Origin of the sequence: Lysinibacillus sp. A1 (genome assembly GCF_000801965.1) — a bacterium.
GTDB lineage: Bacteria > Bacillota > Bacilli > Bacillales_A > Planococcaceae > Lysinibacillus > Lysinibacillus fusiformis.
The window spans coordinates 50,083-69,641 of sequence record NZ_JSZM01000021.1 but is presented as its reverse complement, the minus strand read 5'-3'; the positions used below and the strand labels follow the sequence as shown (position 1 = coordinate 69,641).

The 19,559-nt window shown below is 39.4% G+C and carries 22 protein-coding genes and 2 other annotated features; all 22 genes read right to left on the bottom strand.

Features of this window, described 5'->3' with window-relative positions; genetic code table 11:
• Positions 1–15 precede the first annotated feature (15 nt).
• The 22 genes from PI85_RS17250 to PI85_RS17150 all read right to left on the bottom strand — a co-directional run bounded on the left by PI85_RS17250 (position 16) and on the right by PI85_RS17150 (position 19,547).
• Positions 16–618 carry a class I SAM-dependent methyltransferase gene (locus PI85_RS17250; protein WP_025116452.1) on the bottom strand — a complete coding sequence of 201 codons (603 nt, stop codon included), beginning with the start codon at positions 616–618 and terminating at the stop codon, positions 16–18.
• A 76-nt stretch (positions 619–694) separates the two neighbouring features.
• On the bottom strand, positions 695–1,054 hold the full coding sequence (gene rplL, locus PI85_RS17245) for a 50S ribosomal protein L7/L12 (protein ID WP_008181586.1): 360 nt from the start codon (positions 1,052–1,054) through the stop codon (positions 695–697).
• A 74-nt stretch (positions 1,055–1,128) separates the two neighbouring features.
• On the bottom strand, positions 1,129–1,629 hold the full coding sequence (gene rplJ / locus PI85_RS17240; protein WP_036121626.1) for a 50S ribosomal protein L10: 501 nt from the start codon (positions 1,627–1,629) through the stop codon (positions 1,129–1,131).
• Between the two features lie 32 nt (positions 1,630–1,661).
• Positions 1,662–1,807: a sequence feature (ribosomal protein L10 leader region), on the bottom strand.
• A gap of 54 nt (positions 1,808–1,861) precedes the next feature.
• Positions 1,862–2,560, bottom strand: coding sequence for a 50S ribosomal protein L1 (gene rplA, locus PI85_RS17235; protein WP_031416727.1), 699 nt, complete (start codon positions 2,558–2,560; stop codon positions 1,862–1,864).
• A gap of 116 nt (positions 2,561–2,676) precedes the next feature.
• The gene (rplK, locus tag PI85_RS17230) at positions 2,677–3,102 is read right to left on the bottom strand and encodes a 50S ribosomal protein L11 (RefSeq protein ID WP_004233593.1); all 426 of its coding nucleotides are present in this window, start codon (positions 3,100–3,102) and stop codon (positions 2,677–2,679) included.
• A gap of 230 nt (positions 3,103–3,332) precedes the next feature.
• Entirely contained in the window at positions 3,333–3,866 is a 534-nt protein-coding gene (gene nusG, locus PI85_RS17225) for a transcription termination/antitermination protein NusG (protein ID WP_036121629.1), read from the bottom strand.
• A 335-nt stretch (positions 3,867–4,201) separates the two neighbouring features.
• Positions 4,202–4,387 (bottom strand): preprotein translocase subunit SecE, encoded by a 186-nt coding sequence (gene secE, locus PI85_RS17220; protein ID WP_025116455.1) that lies wholly within the window; start codon positions 4,385–4,387, stop codon positions 4,202–4,204.
• Between the two features lie 49 nt (positions 4,388–4,436).
• Positions 4,437–4,583 carry a 50S ribosomal protein L33 gene (gene rpmG, locus PI85_RS23990; protein ID WP_075807303.1) on the bottom strand — a complete coding sequence of 49 codons (147 nt, stop codon included), beginning with the start codon at positions 4,581–4,583 and terminating at the stop codon, positions 4,437–4,439.
• 76 nt (positions 4,584–4,659) lie between these two features.
• The gene (gene sigH, locus PI85_RS17215; protein WP_025116456.1) at positions 4,660–5,307 is read right to left on the bottom strand and encodes an RNA polymerase sporulation sigma factor SigH; all 648 of its coding nucleotides are present in this window, start codon (positions 5,305–5,307) and stop codon (positions 4,660–4,662) included.
• A 68-nt stretch (positions 5,308–5,375) separates the two neighbouring features.
• Positions 5,376–5,888 carry an NYN domain-containing protein gene (locus PI85_RS17210; protein ID WP_008181857.1) on the bottom strand — a complete coding sequence of 171 codons (513 nt, stop codon included), beginning with the start codon at positions 5,886–5,888 and terminating at the stop codon, positions 5,376–5,378.
• A gap of 2 nt (positions 5,889–5,890) precedes the next feature.
• Entirely contained in the window at positions 5,891–6,643 is a 753-nt protein-coding gene (rlmB, locus tag PI85_RS17205) for a 23S rRNA (guanosine(2251)-2'-O)-methyltransferase RlmB (protein ID WP_036121632.1), read from the bottom strand.
• Between the two features lie 7 nt (positions 6,644–6,650).
• Positions 6,651–7,085, bottom strand: a complete 435-nt coding sequence (locus tag PI85_RS17200; RefSeq protein ID WP_080695233.1) for a Mini-ribonuclease 3 — start codon at positions 7,083–7,085, stop codon at positions 6,651–6,653.
• Complete coding sequence (gene cysS / locus PI85_RS17195; RefSeq protein ID WP_036121635.1) at positions 7,070–8,470, bottom strand: cysteine--tRNA ligase; 1,401 nt, start codon at positions 8,468–8,470, stop codon at positions 7,070–7,072. The genes PI85_RS17200 and cysS overlap by 16 nt, the downstream gene beginning before the upstream one ends.
• Complete coding sequence (epsC, locus tag PI85_RS17190) at positions 8,467–9,117, bottom strand: serine O-acetyltransferase EpsC (protein ID WP_036121638.1); 651 nt, start codon at positions 9,115–9,117, stop codon at positions 8,467–8,469. Before epsC ends, cysS begins: the two co-directional genes overlap by 4 nt.
• Before the next feature lie 189 nt (positions 9,118–9,306).
• Positions 9,307–9,526: a binding site (T-box leader), on the bottom strand.
• 50 nt (positions 9,527–9,576) lie between these two features.
• Positions 9,577–11,037, bottom strand: a complete 1,461-nt coding sequence (gene gltX, locus PI85_RS17185; protein ID WP_036121641.1) for a glutamate--tRNA ligase — start codon at positions 11,035–11,037, stop codon at positions 9,577–9,579.
• A gap of 88 nt (positions 11,038–11,125) precedes the next feature.
• Positions 11,126–11,602, bottom strand: a complete 477-nt coding sequence (gene ispF / locus PI85_RS17180; protein ID WP_036121644.1) for a 2-C-methyl-D-erythritol 2,4-cyclodiphosphate synthase — start codon at positions 11,600–11,602, stop codon at positions 11,126–11,128.
• Positions 11,603–11,987: 385 nt separating this feature from the next.
• On the bottom strand, positions 11,988–12,683 hold the full coding sequence (gene ispD / locus PI85_RS17175) for a 2-C-methyl-D-erythritol 4-phosphate cytidylyltransferase (protein ID WP_036121646.1): 696 nt from the start codon (positions 12,681–12,683) through the stop codon (positions 11,988–11,990).
• Positions 12,684–12,694: 11 nt separating this feature from the next.
• Entirely contained in the window at positions 12,695–13,780 is a 1,086-nt protein-coding gene (locus PI85_RS17170; protein WP_036121647.1) for a PIN/TRAM domain-containing protein, read from the bottom strand.
• A 216-nt stretch (positions 13,781–13,996) separates the two neighbouring features.
• A complete protein-coding gene (radA, locus tag PI85_RS17165; RefSeq protein WP_036121649.1) occupies positions 13,997–15,373 on the bottom strand; it encodes a DNA repair protein RadA in 1,377 nt (458 codons plus the stop codon).
• Between the two features lie 91 nt (positions 15,374–15,464).
• A complete protein-coding gene (locus PI85_RS17160; RefSeq protein WP_008180611.1) occupies positions 15,465–17,909 on the bottom strand; it encodes an ATP-dependent Clp protease ATP-binding subunit in 2,445 nt (814 codons plus the stop codon).
• The gene (locus PI85_RS17155; protein ID WP_036121652.1) at positions 17,899–19,008 is read right to left on the bottom strand and encodes a protein arginine kinase; all 1,110 of its coding nucleotides are present in this window, start codon (positions 19,006–19,008) and stop codon (positions 17,899–17,901) included. The genes PI85_RS17160 and PI85_RS17155 overlap by 11 nt, the downstream gene beginning before the upstream one ends.
• Entirely contained in the window at positions 19,005–19,547 is a 543-nt protein-coding gene (locus PI85_RS17150; RefSeq protein WP_025116467.1) for a UvrB/UvrC motif-containing protein, read from the bottom strand. The genes PI85_RS17155 and PI85_RS17150 overlap by 4 nt, the downstream gene beginning before the upstream one ends.
• Positions 19,548–19,559 lie beyond the last annotated feature (12 nt).

The window sequence follows — 19,559 nt, the reverse complement described above, 5'->3', positions numbered from 1 at the left end:
TTATACATATTTCATTTATTTTTTTGCACGTACTATCCAGTATCCTTTTTTCTTCTCGACAACATCGACTTCGGAAAATTTACCTTCTAGGTAACTTACTGTCGATGGCGCTCCTTGTTTCTTCTGAATCACTACCCAAAGCTCTCCAGATGACACTAGTCTATCATAAGCTCCATCGTAAAAGCGGAAAATCGTTTCCTTCCCTGCACGAATTGGTGGATTCGTTAAGATAGCTGCTGCTTCTATATCTTTATCAACCATCGATAGGCCGTCACTCACAAATATTCGCACATTTTGAACACCGTTCACTTGCGCATTTTTTTGCGAAAGCGCAACTGCGCGTTCATTTATATCCATCATACAGACAGTACGGTCTGGATTTGCTTTGGCGATGGATAATCCTATCGGCCCATAACCACAACCTATATCAAAAATCGCACCATCAATATTAGGCATTTGAAAAGCGTCTATTAAAACACGGGATCCAAAATCTACTTCGCTTTTACTAAATACACCTGCATCCGTTTCAAATGAAAACGTATGCCCTAGTAATTTAAATGTCCAGTGACGAGGTTTACTCTCAGTTTGAGGATTACTTGTATAATAGTGATCTGACATTTTCACGCCTCCTCAGAATGAAGAAAAAAGCTCGCCAATATGACGAGCTTTCCTTTTGTTTAAAAGTAACGCGAGATTACTTAACTTCTACAGATGCGCCAACTTCTTCAAGTTTAGTTTTGATTTGTTCAGCTTCATCTTTAGAAACGCCTTCTTTAAGAGCTTTAGGAGCGTTATCTACAACTTCTTTAGCTTCTTTAAGACCTAAACCAGTGATTTCGCGAACCACTTTGATTACTTTAATTTTTTCTGCACCAGCAGATGCTAATACTACGTCGAATTCTGTTTTCTCTTCAGCTGCAGCAGCACCGCCAGCAACTACTGCTACAGGAGCAGCAGCTGTTACACCGAATTCTTCTTCGATAGCTTTTACTAAATCGTTTAATTCAAGAACTGTCATAGCTTTGATAGCTTCTAAGATTTGCTCTTTGTTCATTATAATTTCCTCCTAATTGGATAATGTTTTATTTTTTTTGCGGTCAGGCCGCGGAAGTTTTTGGGCGTATTAAATTACGCGCCTTGTTCTTCTTTTTGTTCTGCAACAGCTTTTGTTGCAAGTGCGAAGTTACGCACTGGAGCTTGAAGTACAGATAAAAGCATAGAAAGTAGACCTTCGCGTGATGGAAGTTCTGCAAGTGCTTTAACATCTTCAACAGAAGAGATTGTACCTTCGATAATACCAGCTTTAATTTCTAAAGCTTCGTTTTTCTTAGCGAACTCATTGATGATTTTAGCAGGCGCTACAACATCTTCATTTGAGAACGCAATTGCGTTAGGACCAACTAATACGTCGTTGATTCCTGCAAGACCAGCAGCTTCAGCAGCACGACGAGTTAAAGTGTTTTTGTATACTTTGAACTCAACGCCAGCTTCACGAAGTTGTTTACGAAGCTCTGTTACTTGTGCAACATTAAGACCACGGTAATCCACTACTACTACAGAAGAAGCACTTTGGAATTTCTCAGTAATCTCTTGAACTTGTACTTGTTTGTTTTCGATTGCTTTGCTCATGATGACACCTCCTATTAGAATGGGTCATTTATACCGACAAAAGAAAAGCCCCTACGTCAAATAGACACAGAGGCTGAAAGTCATCATCTTTAAATAAGAATCTGAATTCCGATGTCCTCGGTAGGAACATTAAGTGACAAGTCACTCCTACTGTCTACGGTACAAATGGATAATTCACAACAGCAACGATTATATCATGTAACCACCGCTGTTGTCAATATATATATTTAAATTATTTTACTACTACGTTAGCAGCGTCAATTTTAACAGCTGGACCCATTGTAGTTGTAATATTTACAGATTTCATGTAAGTACCTTTAGCTGCAGCAGGTTTTGCTTTTTGAACTACATCAAATACAGCTAAGAAGTTTTCTACTAATTTTTCTGCAGAGAAAGAAACTTTACCGATAGGAGCGTGGATGATACCAGCTTTATCAGCACGGTATTCTACTTTACCAGCTTTGATTTCTTCGATAGCTTTTGTTACATCGAAAGTAACTGTACCAGTTTTAGGGTTTGGCATTAAGCCTTTAGGTCCTAATACACGACCAAGTTTACCAACTTCACCCATCATGTCAGGAGTTGCTACGATTACATCGAAATCAAACCAACCTTGTTGGATTTTTTGGATGTACTCTGCATCACCTACATAGTCAGCACCAGCAGCTTCAGCTTCTTTAAGTTTTTCACCTTTTGCGAATACTAATACGCGTTGAGTTTTACCAGTACCGTTTGGTAGCACTACTGCACCACGGATTTGTTGGTCGTTTTTACGAGTATCAATACCTAAGCGAAAAGCAACTTCTACAGTAGCGTCGAAGTTTACTGTGCTAGTTTTTTGAGCAAGTTCGATTGCTTCTTGTGCACTATATAGTGAGTTACGATCAATTAATTTAGCTGCATCTTGCAGTTTTTTACCTTTTTTAGCCATTATATATTTCCTCCTTGATTGTGGTTATAGCGGATTTTACCTCCCACGAATAAAGGTTGCGTGTTCACAAAGAAACTTCGCAACCTTCCAAAAAACAAAACATCAAGTAACTGGGATTAGTCTTCGATAACAATACCCATGCTTCGTGCAGTACCTTCTACCATTAACATAGCAGCTTCTACTGAAGCAGCGTTAAGGTCTGGCATTTTAGTTTCAGCGATTTCGCGAACTTTATCACGTTTAACCGTTGCCACTTTTTTACGATTTGGTTCACCAGATCCAGATTGGATACCAGCTGCTACTTTAAGTAGAACCGCTGCAGGTGGAGTTTTTGTAATGAAAGTGAAAGAACGGTCCTCGAATACTGAAATTTCAACTGGAATAATAAGACCAGCTTGGTCAGCAGTACGCGCGTTGAATTCTTTACAGAATCCCATGATGTTCACACCCGCTTGACCTAATGCAGGACCAACCGGTGGAGCTGGGTTAGCTTTACCAGCAGGGATTTGAAGTTTTACAACTTTAATAACTTTTTTAGCCACGAGACACACCTCCTTAAGTCCGTGATGTGGTAATTGGGTTGCCCCTCCCACTCAATATCTGTCTGTCAGCTAAGTGCCGATAACATTAAAATTATCATTACAGACGTCAAACAAAAGTATGACAGTCTGACCTATGAAATGATACCACTTTTAATTTTTTTAAGCAAGTGGTAATTAACAAAATCTGCGAAACATCTACCAATTGGCATGTCACAGTTCTAGTAATTGTACTATAATTTTTGAATTTGTTCGAAGTCTAGCTCCATAATTGTTTCGCGACCAAACATATCAACAGACACTTTCACTTTTCCTTTTTCTGTGTCAATTTCTTCAACACGTCCTTGGAAATGAGCAAATGGCCCTTCTAATACTTCAACCGCTTCACCAATAGAGATATCTACTTCGACAACTTTATCAGTCATACCCATTTGCTGTAGTAGACGATCCGCTTCTTCTGGTAGTAAAGGTGTTGGTTTTGCTCCTCCACCAGATGATCCGATAAATCCTGTTACACCCGGCGTATTACGCACTACATACCAAGAATCATCTGTCATAATAAGCTCTACTAATACATAGCCTGGGAAAACTTTACGCATCATTGTACGCTTTTTCCCATCCTTCATTTCTGTTTCCTCGTGTTCAGGAACAATCACTCGGAAGATTTTATCTTGCATTCCCATTGTTTCTACACGTTTCTCTAGGTTTGCTTTTACTCGGTTCTCATACCCTGAATACGTATGAACAACATACCAATTTTTCTCCATAACTACTAGGACTCCTCGTCCGTCCCTCCCTTACAAATAAAAGTGAAAATGAATCGCGATATGCTAGATGCATTTCTTACTCTTTTCACAAACATCTCATGTAGACATAGCCTTTCCCTATTAAGAAAGCCTGATGATATGTATCGAAACTAGCATAGTCATCTATTGCTACTATCATACTTATCATAATGAGATTATCTTACTGCCATTCACTTCACCCATATCACTTGCCCAAAAAGATGGAATTGTCTGCTGAATGAAGATAAAACAAACGAAAAAACCCGTTATTGCATTGGACGGGCTATTTCATAAGTATTAACATGCTATTTACTAAATTATAAATCTAAGTACCAGCGGAATAATGATGAAATACCTAAGTCAACTAACACAAAAAATAAAGCCATAACGACAACAGTTGAAATAACAACGACTGTATATTTAGTCAACTCTTTACTTTTTGGCCAGCTTGTTTTGCGCATTTCTGACATTACATCACTGAAAAAGCCTTTGATCTTGCCCATTCTAGCTTAACCTCCGAATCAATCAAAATCTGTCTATTTACATATCATTTTATAGCGTTTGTTTATGCACTGTATGTTCATTGCAATGCGAGCAAAATTTCTTTAATTCGAGGCGTACAGTGGAGCCTTCTTTAGCCGGGAACGTGTAATTTCTCGATCCACATTTCTCGCAATTTAGCACGACTTTTTTTGCCATATACTCACCTTTTTCGGCACTTTGTCTTTTTAAGACTAACACCTATATTTGTCAATGTCAATAAAGCCTCTGCCCTCTAAGACATTTCCTCAAGGACTAAATGTCGCTCTAATTTACGCTTCACTCGCTGCAAAGCATTATCAATCGATTTCACATGACGATTTAATTTTGCAGAAATTTCATGATATGATCGGCCATCTAGATATAGAGCTAAAACCTGTAACTCTAGTTCACTTAAAATCTCACTCATTTTCTCTTCTAAATAACCAAACTCTTCTCTATGAATTATTAATTCTTCTGGATCATCCATGATAGCGCCTGTTAAAACATCCATGAGCGTTCGGTCTGATTCTTCATCAAAAATAGGCTTGTCCAAAGAAATATAAGAGTTAAGAGGTATATGCTTTTGCCTAGTAGCCGTTTTAATAGCGGTAATTATTTGCCTTGTAATACATAGCTCAGCAAAAGCTCGGAAAGAGGCAAGCTTATCCCCTTTAAAATCACGAATCGCTTTATACAAACCGATCATGCCCTCTTGCACGATATCTTCCTTATCAGCACCAATTAAGAAATAGGATCTTGCCTTCGCTCTAACTAACAAACGGTATTTCGTAATTAAATAATCCAACGCATCTGTATTACCTTGATGCACCATTTCAATAAGTTCTTCATCATTGAATCGTTCAAAATCTTGTGTCACTTGTACAATGCTATTTTTAAACATGGTATCACCTCAGCCACAACAGATAATTAGGAACAGTATAACGGAATTGGAAAATATGCGTCAATCAATCATTTCAATCCACGTCTCCATTTTTCGAATGCTATCGCCACATCTGGCTTTAATTCTATACGTGAAGGTGGTCTACTTTCTTGTTTCCTTTTCACATCGTGCGATATTTTATGCTGGATAATGCTTGTATCTATTTCTAGTTCTCTAGCTGATTTTCTCAAGGCTCCATTTCCAAAAATAACACTTTGCTCTGCCATATCGGAAGTTGCTACGTGTATTTGTACATTTCTAGCCTTAAGTTCATGCGTCATTTTTTCAATACGTTCATCTGCCGTTTCATTTTTCCGAGTATAAATGACTTCAACATCACTTTCTAAATAAGATTGCTCTACGCCTGGAACTAGATGTGCGTCAAAAACAATAATTACGCGCCAACCCATAGCTGCTTTATATTCAGCCATAAGTTCTATCAACCTTTTGCGTGCATCCTCAAAATTTGTATCCCGCAATGGTCGAAGCTCTTTCCAGGACCCAATCATATTATAGCCATCCACTAGCAAAATGTTTTTCATTGTTACTCAATCGCTTCTTGACGTTTACGATACACTTCGTACATTAATAGCGCTGCAGCTACTGAGGCGTTCAATGATGTCACATGTCCTACCATCGGTAAATGATACAAGAAGTCACATTTCTCTTTTAATAAACGCCCCATTCCCTTACCTTCACTACCGATAATGATAGCCAACGGTAATGTTGCATCCATTTTTCGATAGTCTACAGAGCCCTTTGCATCTGTACCAGCAATCCATACACCTCGATCTTTTAGTTCATCTACTGTTTGAGCTAAATTGTTTACACGGACTACAGGAACGTGTTCAATAGCGCCTGTTGATGCTTTCGCCACGACAGCTGTTAAACTCACTGAACGGCGCTTAGGAATAATAATACCGTGCGCTCCTATTGCATCAGCAGTTCTCATAATTGAACCTAGATTATGTGGATCTTCAAGCTCATCTAAGATTAAGAAAAAAGGATCCTCTTGTTTCTTTGCGGCTGCAGTAAATAAATCCTCTAGTTCAGCATACTGATAAGCTGCAACAGAAGCAACAATCCCTTGATGATTTGCACTTGATAATTGATCGACTTTCTTTTTCGGAACAAACTGAACGATCACTCCGCGTTCTCTAGCTAAATCTAGCAGTTCGTTGACACCCGATTTTTTTACACCCTCTGCAATCCATACTTTATTCATATCGCGTCCTGAACGAAGTGCTTCTAACACTGGGTTTTTACCTGCAATAATTTCTCCATTTTGTTCTATCATTATAATTCTACACTCCTTTCGATTCCTCGATGATTTGAATAGCATATGCGATGATTTCATAGACGCGTTCAAGTTCATTTAATAAATATAAACTACCAAGTACCGCCTCAAAGCCTGAGCTATTTCGATAAGTTTGAACATCTGTATTTTTTGGTACAGAGCCGGACTTGGCATTACGTCCCCGGCGGAACACTGCCAACTCCTCCTCTGTTAAATAATTCTCATCCATCATACGATGAACAATCATAGATTGTGCTTTTGCCGAAACGTAACGTGTTGCCTCTCGATGAAGTGTATTCGGTTTAACTCGACCTGAACGTAGTAAGTGTTCTCGTATCTTTTGCTCCAATACGGCGTCACCCATATAGGCTAACGCCAACGCATTTAATTGCTTAACATCTTCATTGCGAAGTTTATCCAACTTAATTACCCTCGTTTCCATCTAGTTCCTTGTCGCGTATCTTCTAAAATGATACCTTGGGCTTGCAAATGGTCACGAATCTCATCAGAACGAGCAAAATCACGATTTTTACGTGCCTCTACACGTTCTTGTAGTAATGCATCAATTTCTTCGTCTAATAATTCCTCTTCTTTTGCAAATTTAATACCTAAGACGTCACCTAGTACTTCAAAAGTTTCAATAAAAGTTTCTAGTACTTTCTTGCAAGTATTCGTTTCGTTTAAATAAATATTAGCAATACGAGCTAACTCAAATAATACCGAAATTCCGTTAGCAGTATTAAAATCATCATCCATTGCCTCTTCAAATTGCGCTTTTTGTTCAGTAATTTTATTAAGCCACTCATCTGAGTGATCGCCTAAGCTGACAGTAGTCGTAAGGCGATGCTTCACATTGTTGTAGGCTGTACGAATGCGCTCTAAGCCAGCTGCAGCTGCCTCTACTAAATCCTTCGCAAAATTAATGGGATGGCGATAATGTACAGATAACATAAAGAACCGTAGAACTTGTGGATCAATTTGTTTACGAATATCATTCACCAGAATAAAATTCCCAAGAGATTTAGACATCTTTTCATTATCAATATTAATATAACCATTATGCATCCAATAACGTGCAAATGTTTTATCATTATGAGCTTCTGATTGTGCAATTTCATTTTCGTGGTGGGGGAAAGTTAAATCCTGTCCGCCAGCGTGAATATCAATAGTATCTCCTAAATGCTCACGAGCCATTACAGAACATTCAATATGCCATCCTGGACGGCCATTGCCCCAAGGACTTTCCCAGAAAATTTCTCCTGACTTCGCTGCCTTCCATAAAGCAAAATCCAATGCATCGTCTTTTTTCTCGCCAGCTTCAATACGTGCACCGATTTTTAAATCATCTACTGATTGATGTGATAATTTACCATAGCCATTAAACTTGCGCGTTCGGTAATATACATCACCTGCTGACTCATAAGCATAGCCTTTTTCAATTAAGATTTGGATAAACTGAATGATATCAGTCATATGCTCCGTAACGCGTGGGTGAACATCCGCCTTTTTGCACCCTAATGCAGTAACATCTTCAAAGTACGCAGCAATAAAGCGCTCTGTTAACTCATGCACTTCTTCACCAAGCTCATTGGCAGCCTTAATAATTTTATCGTCTACATCCGTAAAGTTGGATACAAACTTTACATCATAGCCTTTATATTGGAAATAGCGGCGTACTGTGTCATAAACTATAACAGGACGTGAATTCCCTATATGGATATAGTTATAAACGGTAGGACCGCAGACATACATTTTCACTTTGCCTTCTTCTAGCGGCACGAAGGTTTCTTTTTGTCGTGTTAATGAGTTGAAAATTTGAATACTCATTGTGTCTCTCTCTCCTTTTGTAAGCGTTCAATTTCTTGCTTTAATTCAATGATCTGCTTCTCAAAAGCTTGACAGCGATCTTCCACAGGATCAGGTATATTTTGATGATCTAGTTTTTTCTCTAGACGAACTCCATCCTTAATCACTATTTTACCAGGTATACCGACCACGGTGGCATTTGGCGGCACCTCTTTTAAAACAACTGATCCCGCACCAATCTTACTATTCTCGCCAACTGTAATAGAACCTAATACTTTAGCACCTGTTGCTACAAGGACATTATCCTCTAATGTAGGGTGGCGTTTCCCCTTTTCTTTCCCTGTACCCCCTAGAGTTACACCTTGATACAATGTAACGTTATCACCAATTTCACATGTCTCACCAATGACTACACCCATTCCATGGTCGATAAAAAAACGGCGGCCAATTTTCGCGCCAGGATGAATTTCAATACCAGTAAAAAAGCGGCTTATTTGTGAAATGGCACGAGCCATGAAATAAAAACGTTTTTTAAAGAACCAATGAGCCACTCGATGTGCCCATGTGGCATGCAAACCGGAATATGTTAGTATCACTTCAAAAACACTACGCGCTGCTGGATCATTCTCAAAAATGGTTTCCACATCTTCTTTCATCCTTTTAAACACAAAAACTCCCCCTTTTTATGTTGGTCTTGCTCAAATTCCTAGAAATCCTTCACACAGAGTTGTCACTGTTGTCAATTTTCTTTAGAATTCTCTGCCTAAGATGATGTGGCATGTTTGTTTGAAATGCATCCCTCTTCATCAATGAATGAAGATAAAATAAAAAACGCCCCTATCATCCCTAAAAGGAATGACAGAGACGCTTGAATTTGCGTGGTTCCACTCTGATTGAAGGCAAACAGCCTCCCACTCTGGACGTTCTTTAACGAGAACGAATCGATAAAGCCTACTATAGTTCAGCTTTATGCTCAAAGGTGCATTTCAGTTTTGCCTAGACTCAGACCACTTTCAGCCGGTGATGGTCCTCTCTTTAGAGCATGCGCCACTTACTTCTCCTTATCAACGCTTTACCAATGTAAATACATTTTACAACGAACGAATCAATTGTCAATGAATTTCTATTTATTGCGCAAATTTTTCTACACGATCAATTGCTTTCTCTTTACCAATTAAGCAAATTGCATTTGGGAGCTCAGGTCCATGTGTTTCACCCGTTGTGACAACACGGATTGGCATAAATAAATTTTTACCTTTATGACCTGTTGTTTTCTGCACAGCTTTTATAGCTGCTTTTACTGCATCTGGCGTAAATTCTTCTAATTCTTCAAGTTGCGTCTTGAATGCAGCCATTACCTCAGGTACTTGTTCTCCTGCTAAAACAGCTTTGGCTTCTTCATCATATTCAATATGGTCTTTAAAGAATAGGCTAGATAATTCAACAATCTCTGAACCAAAGCTCATTTGGTCATGGTAAAGCCCAATTAAATCCGTTGCCCATGCATGTTGCTCCGCTGTAAGTTCCTCTGGTAAGAGTCCAGCTTTTTGTAAATGTGGTAAAGATAAAGCAACCACTTCTTCTAAAGATAGTTTTTTAATATATTGATTATTCATCCATGTCAACTTTTGTTTATCGAACATAGATGGTGATTTAGAAAGACGCTTTTCATCAAAGATTTTAATAAATTCTTCTTTAGAGAAAATTTCCTCTTCCCCTTCTGGAGACCAGCCAAGTAAAGCAAAGAAGTTGAACATTGCTTCTGGAAGATACCCTAAATCCTTATACTGAGTGACAAATTGAATAATGGATTCATCACGTTTTGATAGCTTTTTACGGTTTTCATTAATAATTAATGTCATATGGCCGAAGCGTGGATACTCCCAACCAAATGCATCAAAAATCATCATTTGTTTTGGCGTATTAGATAAATGCTCTTCACCACGGAAAACATGGGAAATTTCCATGAAGTGATCATCTAGAACTACAGCATAGTTATACGTTGGAATTCCGTTTGCTTTTACAATTACCCAGTCACCAATGTCTTTAGATTCAAATGTAACTTGTCCACGGACTAAATCTTCAAAATCATACGTCACATTTTCTGGTACGCGCATACGAATTGTGTATGGCTCACCTGCTGCTTCTTTAGCAGCAACTTCCTCAGTAGATAGATGACGGCATGTACCATCATAAGTAGGAGCTGCTACACCTCTTGCTTTTTGTTCCTCACGAGATGCTTCCAGTTTTTCTGAAGAACAGAAGCATTTATAGGCTGCACCTTGCTCTAATAGCTTTTCAGCGTGCTCTTTATAAATATCAAGACGCTCCATTTGACGATAAGGCGCATAAGGTCCACCAATATCAATGGACTCATCATATTCAATACCTAACCATTTTAGGTTATCTAGCTGAGATGCTTCTCCACCCTCTACATTACGTTCAATATCCGTATCTTCAATACGTACAATGAATTTACCGTTATGATGTTTTGCATATAAATAATTGAATAATGCTGTACGTGCCCCACCGATATGTAAAAAACCTGTTGGAGATGGCGCGTAACGAACGCGAACTTCTTTCGTCATATTAAAAGCCTCCTAAATTTTCGATCAAAATTGACTTTGTTCATTTTACCACTCTGTAACTGGAAATAAAAGCGGAGTTCACTCACATTTACTTCTTCATCAAAAGAATCGTTGCCATCGCTGCTATACCTTCCTCACGACCAGTAAAACCTAGACGTTCAGTTGTAGTCGCTTTGACATTTACCTGTGACGGCTCAGCATGTAATAATTGTGCAATACGATTTTGCATTTGCTCAATATATGGTGCCATTTTTGGTCGTTGAGCCATAATTGTACAATCCACATTCCCTAGAATATATCCTTTATCCTCAACAATTTTCCAAATGTATTCTAATAATTTGGCTGAATCCGCGTCCTTAAAAGCTGGATCTGTATCTGGAAAATGACGTCCAATATCTCCTTCTCCAATTGCTCCTAGCGCTGCATCTGTCACTGTGTGTAATAAAACATCTGCATCTGAATGTCCAACTAATCCTTTTTCATGTGGAATAGTAATACCACCGATAATTAATGGACGCCCTTCTTCAAATGCATGTACATCAAAACCTTGTCCAATTCGAAACATATGATAGAGAGACTACGTTAGCAATACATGTGGATTTTATTGCTCCTAGTTTGCCTATAATGCAGTCTCATTCACCTTCCTTCACTATTATCTATTTACTCACTATTATACCCTCACATTTTAACATATTTCCTAGGAAATTGAGCTGATAGCAAATAGTGAGCATTTTCTTGTACCGTTAGATCTATTACACCTTACCACCTAGGTGTGATTGCTTCTAGTTTTTTCAAGCTATAAATCCTTATTCACATTGATATCGCGCGCCATTATTACAACAGACATTTGAACGACAGCTAAAAAAAAGCATATCCTCTTCGTCATTTCTTGCTACATCAATATAAAATCTCATTAGCAACTATCACTAATGAGATGTTTAAACTACTAACTATTCGTTTAGTTGCAATGCGCGTTTTCGTAAAATAGCTTCTCCGAATAGTAAATCCTCTTGCGTTGTCATTTTTACATTTTCGTAGCTGCTTTCTACAATATGCACCGTGTGACCCAGACGCTCGACTAGCATCGCTTCATCGGTACCAAGAAAACCTACTTTTTCAGCAACATCCTCTGCCTCAACAATTAAATCAAACCGAAAGGCTTGCGGCGTTTGAATCATCCATAGGCTGTCGCGATCTACCGTTTCCTCAATGACACCATTTCTAACTTTTTTCATTGTATCTTTCGCTCGGACACCTGCTATAGCTGCACCAAAGTCGTGGGCACTTTGAACAAGTTTTGCAATAATATCATGTGTAATAAAAGGCCGTGCCGCATCATGAACAAGCACAATGTCTACCTGTTGCATTTCCTTCATACATGAATGTACAGAATGCTGTCGTTCAGCACCACCATCAGGTAAACCTTTGACTTTCGTAATGCGATATTCATCGAGCAATTCTTGAATATAGATACGCTCCTCCGGTTTTACCGCGAGCCAAATACCTGTGCAAAAGGGATCTTGTTGAAATACCTCTAATGTGTGTATCAGTATAGGCTTCTTTAAAAGTTTTAAAAATAATTTATTTTGTCCTGCCCCCATACGTTTACCGCTTCCTGCGGCAGGTAAAACTACTTCATACTGCATTTTTTCACATCCTAATCGTCCTTCGGCTTCGCAAATATCATACGACCTGCTGACGTCTGCAATACACTCGTTACTGTTACTGTTATGGCCTGTCCTATAAAGCTACGACCGCCCTCCACAACAATCATCGTACCATCGTCTAAATAAGCGACCCCTTGATTATGCTCTTTCCCATCCTTAATGACTACCACCTGCATATCTTCACCTGGAATTACGACAGGTTTTACGGCATTCGCTAAGTCATTTATATTTAATACTTTCACATGATGTAGCTCACAGACTTTATTAAGGTTAAAATCATTTGTGACAATTTGAGTATCGTTACCCATTTTTTTTGCCAGTCGTACAAGTTTTAAATCTACCTCTTGCACATCCTCAAAATCCTCATCTGTAATCTCTACATTTGTCTTACGTTCATCCTGTAACTTTCTTAATATATCTAAACCTCGACGTCCTCTTGTACGCTTTAATGTATCAGAGGAATCGGCAATATGCTGAAGCTCTGTAAGGACAAACTGAGGCACCACAAGAACCCCTTCGATGAATCCTGTTTCAGAAATATCTGCGATACGACCATCAATAATGACACTTGTATCTAATAATTTGTAACTTCCTCGCACTTCTGGAATTTCAGCACCCTCAGCAGCTTTTTTCTTCGTATGATTACTACGTAAAGTAAAAAGCTGTATTAATTCATCCCTTTTTCTAAAACCTAGACGGAAGCCTAAATATCCTAATACAAATGACAGGATAATAGGGAGTACCTCTGTAACAAAGGGGACCTTTACACTATTAATAGCAAAGCCTAAGAAATACGCTACAATTAGCCCTATTATTAGGCCAAGCGTACCGAATAATAAATCTCCGACAGGGACCTTAAACAGGACCTCTTCCATCCAACTAATGAGCTTCACAAAATAATCGGAAAACGCAAATGACAATGTAAACAGTAAAAGCGCTCCTAATGCTACTGATACGTAAGGATTATCAAGCCAAGGATTAGATGATAAATGAAGCAATTCGTATAATGGCGGTAAGAAAACAAGGCCCAACGCTCCTCCAATCAGTAAAAAAGCAATTTGAACAAATTTTTTCACAAGCTGTCACCTCCTATTGTTAGTTAAGATTATACATAGTTTACTGTAGAAAATCCTTCATCAGCCCATCAAATTATCATTATTTAATCTCTATTTTCCATTACACCTTCACCATGCATTAACTAGGACGCCTATCCCTTTACTTGAGTTTCCTCTTTTTCCGTCAAAACTGAAGGAAATGCATGTCAGAATAATATCCAACATGCATGGTTTTTCCTATAACTCTCTAAAGCAGGCATTTAATGCATCCTTTATCGTTTCTACCCCGATAATTTCAATCCCTTGTGGAAAATCCCATCCACCTATATTGGAAGTAGGTATGAATACTCTTTTAAAACCAAGCTTCGCTGCTTCAATGACACGTTGCTCAATACGGGATACTCGACGCACCTCTCCTGTCAGACCTACCTCACCAACAAAGCAATCCGTTGCTCGCACAGCCTGATCCTTAAAGCTAGAAACGATGCTTGTCAGAACAGCTAAATCGATGGCAGGTTCGTCCAATTTTACACCACCAGCAACTTTAATATATGCATCCTGCGCTTGTAGCATGAGACCCATACGCTTTTCAAGTACGGCCATCAGTAATTGCACTCTATTTTGATCAACCCCTGTTGCCATCCGCTTAGGGTAATTAAAGCTGGTAGGCGTTACGAGTGACTGGATTTCAACGAGTATTGGCCTTGTTCCCTCCATTGAGGCAACAATCGTGGAGCCCGCAGCTCCTTGTGAACGCTCCTGTAAAAACAGCTCAGATGGGTTCAAAACCTCTTTTAGCCCACCCTGTAGCATTTCAAATATAGCAATTTCATTTGTAGAACCGAAGCGGTTCTTTTGACTTCGTAAAATACGATGATTATGATGTCTTTCCCCTTCAAAATACAGGACTGTATCCACCATATGCTCTAAAATACGAGGCCCTGCTATTTGCCCCTCTTTCGTAACATGCCCAACTAAGAAGATCGCAATTCCTTTTGTCTTAGCAATTCGCATAAGCTCAGCTGTACACTCACGGACCTGTGAGACACTACCTGGCGCACTTGTTACCTCTGGATGAAAGACGGTTTGTATGGAATCGACAATGACAAATTTCGGCTGTACTTCCTCAATCGTTTGATTCAAAAACTCAAGATTTGTTTCAGAATAAATATACAGCTCTTGCGAAATTACCCCCAAACGCTCCGCACGTAGCTTCGTTTGACGGATAGATTCCTCACCAGAAATATACAGCACACGATGACCTTTATTAGAAAGCAAGGCTGAAACTTGTAGTAATAAAGTGGATTTCCCAATCCCTGGATCACCGCCTATTAATACTAGAGAGCCAGGCACAATACCACCGCCTAATACACGGTTCAGCTCGCCCATTTCTGTCGCTACACGGGACTCTTCACTAGCTTCCACCTGAATGATAGGGATTGCCTTTTGAGTAACAGTGGCAGAATGCTGGAAAGCCCCACGTGGTCCTTTCGCAACCACTTCTACTTCCTCCACCATCTTATTCCATTCCCCACACCCTGGACATCTTCCCATCCATTTTGCTGATTCATAGCCACAGCCTGAACATACAAATTTCGTTTTTTTCTTTGCCAATTTTCTTTCACCTCGAATATTTGTTCTTATATTAATTGTACAAAAAAAAAGACAGCTTGGCACTTAATGCCTCACTGTCTTTCGTTCGAAATTATTTAGAGATAGAAACGCCCTCTTTTTTCTTCACAATAAATTCATCGTTTACATAATCAATGACAACATGATTACCCTTCTCCACATTACCTTTTAGTAATTCTTCTGATAAGCGGTCTTCCACTTGTTTTTGTAATGCTCGACGTAGTGGACGTGCACCGTATTGAGGGTCATAGCCCTCCTGTGCGATTTTTTCAAGCGCTGCATCGGTTAATTCTAGTGAAATATCTTGTTCTTTCAAACGTTTTGTTAGAGCATTCCCCATCATCGCAATGATTTCTTTTAAATGCTCTTTTTCTAATGAATGGAAGACAATCATTTCATCGATACGGTTTAAGAATTCTGGGCGGAATGCTTTTTTCAATTCTTCTAGCATCGTACTCTTCATATCGTTATGTTTAGAATCTGCGCCACCAACATTAAAACCAAGACTTTTTTGATATTTAAGTGCATCCGCGCCAACATTTGAAGTCATAATGACTACTGTATTGCGGAAGTCTACTACACGACCCTTAGAGTCCGTTAATCGTCCATCTTCAAGAACTTGCAGTAGAATATTGAAAACATCAGGGTGTGCTTTTTCAATTTCATCTAGTAATACAACAGAATATGGTTTACGACGGACTTTTTCAGTCAATTGACCACCATCGTCAAAGCCTACATAGCCTGGAGGCGAACCTACTAAACGAGAAGTCGAATGTTTCTCCATGTACTCAGACATATCGACACGAATCATAGCATCTTCGTCGCCAAACATCACTTCAGCCAGTGCTCTTGCAAGCTCTGTTTTACCAACCCCTGTAGGTCCTAAGAAAATAAATGAACCGATTGGTCGTTTTGGATCTTTAAGGCCCGCTCTTGCACGACGGATCGCACGTGAAATAGCTTCTACCGCTTCGCCTTGACCTACAACGCGTTTGTGTAGCTCTTCTTCAAGTTGTAATAATTTCGAAGATTCTTCAGAAGCGATTTTAGCTACAGGAATTCCTGTCCACATCGATACAACTGCTGCAACATCATCAACAGTCACTTTGGACTCGGCCTTGCCTTGCTCTTCTTTCCAATTCTTGCGTGTAGCTTCAATCTCATCTTTAAGCTTTTGCTCAGTATCTCTAAGTGCTGCAGCCTTTTCAAACTCTTGACCTGAAACAGCAGCGTTCTTTTCCGAGCGAACATTTTCAAGCTTATCTTCAAGTGCCTTTAAGTTTGGTGGCACTGCGAATGAACGTAAGCGAACCTTTGAACCCGCTTCATCGATAAGGTCGATTGCTTTATCTGGTAAGAAGCGGTCTGAAATATATCGATCACCCATTTTTGCCGCTGCCTCAATTGCTTCATCTGTAATTTTCACTCGGTGATGTGCTTCATAGCGGTCACGTAAACCTTGAATAATGAGAATAGCTTCTTCCACCGTTGGTTCATCCACTTGGATCGGTTGGAAACGACGCTCTAATGCTGCATCTTTTTCAATATATTTACGATATTCATCAAGCGTTGTCGCACCGATACATTGAAGCTCCCCTCGTGCTAAGGACGGTTTTAAAATATTAGATGCGTCAATCGCACCTTCTGCACCACCTGCACCGATTAAAGTATGCAATTCATCAATAAATAAAATGATATTGCCGGCTTGTCGAATTTCATCCATTACTTTTTTCAAACGGTCCTCAAATTCACCACGATATTTTGTACCTGCAACGACAGTTCCCATATCAAGCGTCATCACTCGTTTGTCGCGAAGAATTTCTGGTACTTCATTATTAATAATTTGCTGTGCTAACCCTTCAGCAATAGCTGTTTTACCAACACCTGGCTCACCAATTAGGACAGGGTTATTTTTTGTACGACGCGATAACACTTCGATAACACGTGTAATTTCCTTGCTTCGACCAATAACAGGATCTAACGTACCTTCACGGGCAATTTGCGTTAAATCACGGGCTAAACTATCTAATGTTGGGGTATTCGCCGCTTGTGCCGCTTGTTGACCAGACTGCGCGTTATCATTATTTCCTAATAATAATAAAACTTGCTGACGAGCTTTATTTAAGCCTACACCTGCATTATTTAAGACGCGAGCTGCTACACCCTCACCTTCACGGATAAGTGCTAATAGTAAATGTTCTGTACCGATATACGAATGACCTAATTTACGTGATTCGTCCACCGATAGTTCAATTACTTTTTTCGCTCGAGGCGTATAGTGAACTATTGGACCAACATCTTCTTTCCCTTTACCGACTAATTCTTCAATACCAGCTTCAATCATTTGAGGACTAATATCAATAGCTTCTAACGCTTTTGCAGCAATACCGCCGCCTTCACGTATAAGCCCTAATAAAATGTGCTCTGTGCCTATGGATTCGTGCTTCCAACGAATAGCCTCTTCCTGAGCAAGCTGTAATACTTTTTGCGCGCGTTGTGTAAAACGATTAAACATCATATAAATCCTCTCCTTTTTCCCCATTATTAGGCTTATTCGTGTGTGTTTGAAATAATGCCTCACGAAGCATTTCAGCTCGTACACGATCACGTTCAGCAGGCGGTAATGCCTCACCTGCATAATGCTGTAAAAAACCTGGTTGCATACTGACGACACACTCATTTAAAGTTGTTGCGAGTATACCGTCAATCAACTGTAGGTCGACTCCTAAACGAACATTCGAAAGACAGGTAGCCGCTTCCTCACTCGTTAAAATTCTTGCATACGTAAGGGTACCTAAAGCTCGATAAACTCGATCTTCTAAAGCCAGCTCGGCTTTTTCCATCAATCTACCTCTTGCATGCCGTTCTTTTTGTATAATTTTTTCAGCAACACTTTGTATATCTGCTAAAATATCTTCCTCTGTCTTTCCGAGAGTAATTTGATTGGACACTTGATAAACATTTCCTAAATTTTCGCTTCCTTCACCATATATACCTCTTACGGTCATACCTAAGCGTGTCATCGCATTTATAATTTGATTCATCTGTCCCGTTAACGTAAGAGCAGGTAAATGCATCATCACAGATGCTCGTAGCCCAGTACCAATATTTGTAGGACAGCTTGTTAAATAGCCAAACGTATCTCGAAAAGCATAAGGTAAGACCTTCTCTAGAATACGGTCAATCTTATTCGCTTGTTCATAGGCATTTTGAAGCTGGAAACTCGCTGTCATACATTGAATGCGTAAATGATCCTCTTCATTCACCATAATACTCACGGATTCATCTTGTGACAGAAGCACGGAGCCCACCTGTTCTTTTTTGGCAAGCTGCGGACTAATCAAATGCTTTTCTACAAGAATTTGACGTTGTAAAGGTGTTAGATCATTGATAGCAAAATATGCATAATCATTTTGAAGGGTTGGACTATCGCTTACTGCATGTGTAACTGCCTGTTCCACCTGTAAAGCCTCGTTCTCTGAAAACGATAGTGGAAAACGATAGCCATCTAAATTTCGAGCAAGGCGAATTCGTGTACTAATGACAATATCAGAATAGTCGTCTTCAATACGCATCCAAGTAGGTGTCGCACGCTCTAAAAACGATTCAATCATCAAGACACATCACCACCTTCAAATTGTAACTGCTTCTCAAGCTCTTTGACTTCATCTCGAAGCTTTGCTGCCTCTTCGAATTGTTCTTCATCTACAGCGAACTTCATGCGTTTACGGATATCCTCTATTTGCTTTTTAATGACATACACATTGCTATGGGCACCTGGCATTTTCCCAATATGTTGGGGGCCCGCCTGTATGCGGTTAAAGAGCTTAGGTAAATGCTCACTAAAAGTGTCATAACAGCTTGGGCAACCAAACTTACCTTCTTTTAAAAATTGCTTATACGTAAATTCACATTGTGGGCATGTTTGCTGTTGTGGCTGTGTTTGTTGTTTTTCTCCTACCTTTTGCCATGTAGGTGAGCCAAACCAGTTTGATAATAACTGTTGTATGGAAACTGGCTCTTGTTTAAACTCTGCATGAAATGGATGGAATTGTGAGGCGCAGACGTCACAATAATGGTGCTCCACCTTTTGCCCATTTTGAACTTGTGTTACAGTAACTGTCGCATTACGTTGTTTACAATGTTCACATATCATTTCCATCACCTC

What these genes read in the sequence shown, in the direction of transcription:
- ispF (WP_036121644.1), bottom strand. Translation starts at nt 11,602, where the DNA reads ATGTTTCGAATTGGACAAGGTTTTGATGTACATGCATTTGAAGAAGGG.
- cysS (WP_036121635.1), bottom strand. Translation starts at nt 8,470, where the DNA reads ATGAGTATTCAAATTTTCAACTCATTAACACGACAAAAAGAAACCTTC.
- ispD (WP_036121646.1), bottom strand. Translation starts at nt 12,683, where the DNA reads ATGCAGTATGAAGTAGTTTTACCTGCCGCAGGAAGCGGTAAACGTATG.
- rpmG (WP_075807303.1), bottom strand. Translation starts at nt 4,583, where the DNA reads ATGGCAAAAAAAGTCGTGCTAAATTGCGAGAAATGTGGATCGAGAAAT.
- nusG (WP_036121629.1), bottom strand. Translation starts at nt 3,866, where the DNA reads ATGGAGAAAAATTGGTATGTTGTTCATACGTATTCAGGGTATGAGAAC.
- sigH (WP_025116456.1), bottom strand. Translation starts at nt 5,307, where the DNA reads ATGTTTAAAAATAGCATTGTACAAGTGACACAAGATTTTGAACGATTC.
- PI85_RS17200 (WP_080695233.1), bottom strand. Translation starts at nt 7,085, where the DNA reads ATGGAAACGAGGGTAATTAAGTTGGATAAACTTCGCAATGAAGATGTT.
- rplA (WP_031416727.1), bottom strand. Translation starts at nt 2,560, where the DNA reads ATGGCTAAAAAAGGTAAAAAACTGCAAGATGCAGCTAAATTAATTGAT.
- secE (WP_025116455.1), bottom strand. Translation starts at nt 4,387, where the DNA reads ATGGGCAAGATCAAAGGCTTTTTCAGTGATGTAATGTCAGAAATGCGC.
- rlmB (WP_036121632.1), bottom strand. Translation starts at nt 6,643, where the DNA reads ATGATAGAACAAAATGGAGAAATTATTGCAGGTAAAAACCCAGTGTTA.
- PI85_RS17150 (WP_025116467.1), bottom strand. Translation starts at nt 19,547, where the DNA reads ATGATATGTGAACATTGTAAACAACGTAATGCGACAGTTACTGTAACA.
- PI85_RS17210 (WP_008181857.1), bottom strand. Translation starts at nt 5,888, where the DNA reads ATGAAAAACATTTTGCTAGTGGATGGCTATAATATGATTGGGTCCTGG.
- rplL (WP_008181586.1), bottom strand. Translation starts at nt 1,054, where the DNA reads ATGAACAAAGAGCAAATCTTAGAAGCTATCAAAGCTATGACAGTTCTT.
- PI85_RS17160 (WP_008180611.1), bottom strand. Translation starts at nt 17,909, where the DNA reads ATGATGTTTAATCGTTTTACACAACGCGCGCAAAAAGTATTACAGCTT.
- rplJ (WP_036121626.1), bottom strand. Translation starts at nt 1,629, where the DNA reads ATGAGCAAAGCAATCGAAAACAAACAAGTACAAGTTCAAGAGATTACT.
- gltX (WP_036121641.1), bottom strand. Translation starts at nt 11,037, where the DNA reads ATGACGAAAGAAGTTCGCGTTCGTTACGCGCCATCTCCAACAGGTTTT.
- PI85_RS17250 (WP_025116452.1), bottom strand. Translation starts at nt 618, where the DNA reads ATGTCAGATCACTATTATACAAGTAATCCTCAAACTGAGAGTAAACCT.